This window comes from Streptomyces sp. NPDC059853 (assembly GCF_042731495.1).
Taxonomy (GTDB): Bacteria; Actinomycetota; Actinomycetes; order Streptomycetales; family Streptomycetaceae; genus Streptomyces.
This window is the reverse complement of sequence record NZ_JBHWJL010000430.1, coordinates 1-3167: the sequence shown is the minus strand read 5'-3', so window position 1 is coordinate 3167 and position 3167 is coordinate 1. Positions and strand designations below refer to the sequence as shown.

Genomic DNA, 3167 nt, shown 5'->3' with positions numbered 1-3167 from the left:
ACGTTTCTCTTGAGCCCGCGCCCTCCGAGATCTACACTCCCTACCTCGTCGGCTGCGTCAGTTGTGTATAAGCGACAGCTCGTACACGGAGCACCAGCGGCGCCGCCCGCCCGCCGCGGCGGCGCGGGGCTCGGGCAGCCGTTCGATGCCGTAGCCCCGCGCGCCGAGCAGCAGGCGCAGGATGTCCTCGCCCGGCCGGTCGGGGTTCTCCGCGCGCCCCAGCAGCCTGCGCGCGTGCCGGGAGGAGTCCTGACCCGGGTAGCCGCGCGGTGCGGGCACCCGGACGTCCAGCACCCCGAAGGGGTCGGTCGCCCTGGCGGCGGCGCCGGCTTCGGGCTGGTCGGTCATGGCGGAATCCTCCTGGTACGACGGCTGGTTTCTGTCCCGCGCGCACACACGGTAATGCCATGACTGCGTCACGGGGAGGGTTTTGCGGAAAACCGATCGGCCGCCCGCGTTACTGCGGCTTGTCGTAGACGCTGAACTTCCGGGCTCCGGAGCTGCCGGAGGCGAAGGCACAGCCGCCGGGGGCTGCTCAGCCGGACGGCCACGCCCTCGGGTTCGCGGAAGCCGAGCGAGTACGCGGCCTCGGTGCGCGAGCGCTGCGTGACGGTGCCGGTGCGCAGGTCGAGCCGGGTGAGGTAGGTGTTGCCACGGCCCGAGGGCGGGTTGCTGCCGCTCTCGGAGGTGTAGGCGGTGCCGGTCATCTGGTAGGCGTGGTCGCCGAGCACGGCGAAGCCCTGGAAGACCTCGGACGCGGAGACACCGGCCTGCGGCACGTCGTACAGGGCGGTGAACCGGCCGGCCTTGACGTCGGCGAGGCGCATCAGCCGGTAGCGGGCGATGCCGCCGAGCCGGTAGCGCAGGAGCAGCAGCTGGTTGAGGTTGTCGATGGACACCTGGTTGCTGGTGGAGCCGGGGACCGGGCGGATCTTGGCGAGTGAGGCGGAGCCGCTGTCGAGGACGGCGCCGTTGGTGAACCGGTAGCGGCTGAGGGCCCGGCCGTATCCGGAGGACGGGTTGGCGTCGGACTCGGTCCACAGCCAGGGGGTGGCCCCGGCGTGCTCGACGCCGATGGCCACGCCGTGGCCGAAGCCGCGGACGTACATGTGGCCGAGCTCGGCGCCGGCCGCGGTCAGCTTGGTGATGCACATGTCGCCGCGGGCGGCGCGGTCGGCGCCGGAGACGGCGGCGGGTTCGCCGGTCAGCCGCAGGCCGCCCTGCATCACCTGGATCGCGTAGAGGTGGTGGTTGACGTCGTCGAAGGCGAAGGACTGCATCACGGTGACGTGGTGCAGGGCGGCTTCGCGGATCCGGCGCTCGGCGGGCACCGAGAGATCGAACGTGCCGCCTGCCGCGGCGACGGAGGGCCCCTCGTCCGCGGCCGCGAGGGCGGGACGGGCGAGGGCGAGGCCCGCGACGCCGGAGACGGCCGCGGCCCCCGCGCCGAGGAAGAAACCGCGCCGGTTCAGCTGTGTCGTGCCGTGTTCGCTCGGTGCCATGGAGCGACCAACTCCTCGGAGGAAGCGCCGTGTTGGCTTGAACCTGACACCGCCACCGTATACGCGGTGGCGGTGCGGGCAACCGTCGTGGAGCGGGCCGGCTCAGGTACGGCTACGCGTCCCCTCCCGTCGCCGGCTGCGGCGCGGCCCCGACGAGGGACGGCGAGGCGTACCGGGACCAGGACAGACAGCCGTCGGGCGGGCAGTGCTCGGGGCGGCGTGGGTCGTGCCCCAGCTCGCGCAGCTTGGTGCGTACGGAGTCGGGCGTGCGGCCGAAGCGCGCGGCGATCCGGGCGACGGTCTCACCGGCGTGGAAACGCTGGGTCAGGTCCTCCTCGTGCTGGGGTATCCAGGGCGCGCCGTGGCCGGGGAACAGCTCCCGCAGGATGTCCCGGTCGGGGATCGGCTCGGCCACGTCGGCGGCCAGCGCCAGGGCGCGCAGTCCGCGGTTGAGGGCGATGCGCAGGGTGGGCACATCGGCGAGCGGCATGGTCAGGGAGCCGGTGGCGAGCGGCACCCGCGGTGCCGTCTCGCGCCAGCCGGTCAGGGTCAGGGTCACGGTGATGTCGTCGTCGCTGGCCAGCTCGACACGGAAGATCTTGTCGCCGAGCGGCAGTTCGTTGATGTGGCGGAATGCCATCGGACAACCCCCAGTGGTCCGACCGCCCGCAATCCCGGATGGATTGCCGCGGACTGGGTCCATTCTCCCAGCCACCACTGACAATTCCCGGGCGCGCGGGGCGCCGGAGCGCCCCGGCTCAGCCCTTGTCCAGGTACTCCTCGCGGTCGGCGTCCAGCAGCGCGTCGAGGGCGGCGCGCAGGGCGGGGGCGTCCTCCAGCTCGGGGTCGGCGGCGACCAGCGCGGTGGCCTCGGCGCGGGCGGCGGCGATGATCTCCTCGTCCTCGATGACGGCCAGCATCCGCAGGCTGGACCGGCCGCCGGACTGGGCCTGCCCCAGGACGTCACCCTCCCGGCGCTGTTCGAGGTCGATCCGGGACAGCTCGAACCCGTCCTGGGTACTGGCCACGGCGTCCAGCCGGGACCGCGCGGGGCTGCCCTCGGGCGCCTCGCTGACCAGCAGACACAGCCCGCCGGCGGTGCCGCGCCCGACCCGGCCGCGCAGCTGGTGCAGCTGGGAGACGCCGAACCGGTCGGCGTCCATGATCACCATCACGGTGGCGTTGGGCACGTTGACGCCCACCTCGATGACGGTGGTCGCCACCAGCACCTGGACCTCCCCCCCGGAGAAGCCCCGCATCACCTCGTCCTTGGCGTCCGGAGCCATCCGGCCGTGCAGGGCGGCCACACCCAGCCCGGCCAGCGGCCCGGCCCGCAGCTGGTCGGCGACCTCCAGGACCGCGAGCGGCGGACGCTGCTCGGCGCCCGCGCCGTCCGGTCCGCCGGACGCGCCCTCCCCGGCGGCGTCGCCACCGGCCCGGCTGCCCGGCTTCTTCGCCGCCTCCTTCCCGTCCTCGTCGCCGATGCGCGGGCACACCACGTACACCTGGTGGCCCGCGGCCACCTCCTCCCGCACCCGCTCCCAGGCGCGGGCGAGGAAGTGGGGCTTGTCCCGGGCGGGCACCACATGGCTGACGATCGGGGCGCGACCGGCCGGCAGCTGGTCGAGGACCGAGGTCTCCAGGTCGCCGAAGACGGTCATGGCG

At 73.6% G+C, this 3167-nt stretch carries 4 protein-coding genes; all 4 read right to left on the bottom strand.

Translation table 11 applies throughout. The features are described from left to right. Positions 1 to 57: 57 nt before the first annotated feature. Positions 58 to 396, bottom strand: coding sequence for a DUF6227 family protein (locus ACFV5N_RS26245; RefSeq protein ID WP_385604548.1), 339 nt, complete (start codon positions 394 to 396; stop codon positions 58 to 60). 20 nt (positions 397 to 416) lie between these two features. Further along, on the bottom strand, positions 417 to 1502 hold the full coding sequence (locus ACFV5N_RS26240) for a teichoic acid biosynthesis protein C (protein WP_385604545.1): 1086 nt from the start codon (positions 1500 to 1502) through the stop codon (positions 417 to 419). Between the two features lie 112 nt (positions 1503 to 1614). After that, the gene (locus tag ACFV5N_RS26235; RefSeq protein WP_385604543.1) at positions 1615 to 2142 is read right to left on the bottom strand and encodes a hypothetical protein; all 528 of its coding nucleotides are present in this window, start codon (positions 2140 to 2142) and stop codon (positions 1615 to 1617) included. Positions 2143 to 2260: 118 nt separating this feature from the next. After that, positions 2261 to 3167: helicase-related protein (locus tag ACFV5N_RS26230; protein WP_385604540.1), on the bottom strand; the 907-nt coding region annotated here is incomplete at its 5' end.

What these genes read in the sequence shown, in the direction of transcription:
- ACFV5N_RS26235 (WP_385604543.1), bottom strand. Translation starts at nt 2,142, where the DNA reads ATGGCATTCCGCCACATCAACGAACTGCCGCTCGGCGACAAGATCTTC.
- ACFV5N_RS26240 (WP_385604545.1), bottom strand. Translation starts at nt 1,502, where the DNA reads ATGGCACCGAGCGAACACGGCACGACACAGCTGAACCGGCGCGGTTTC.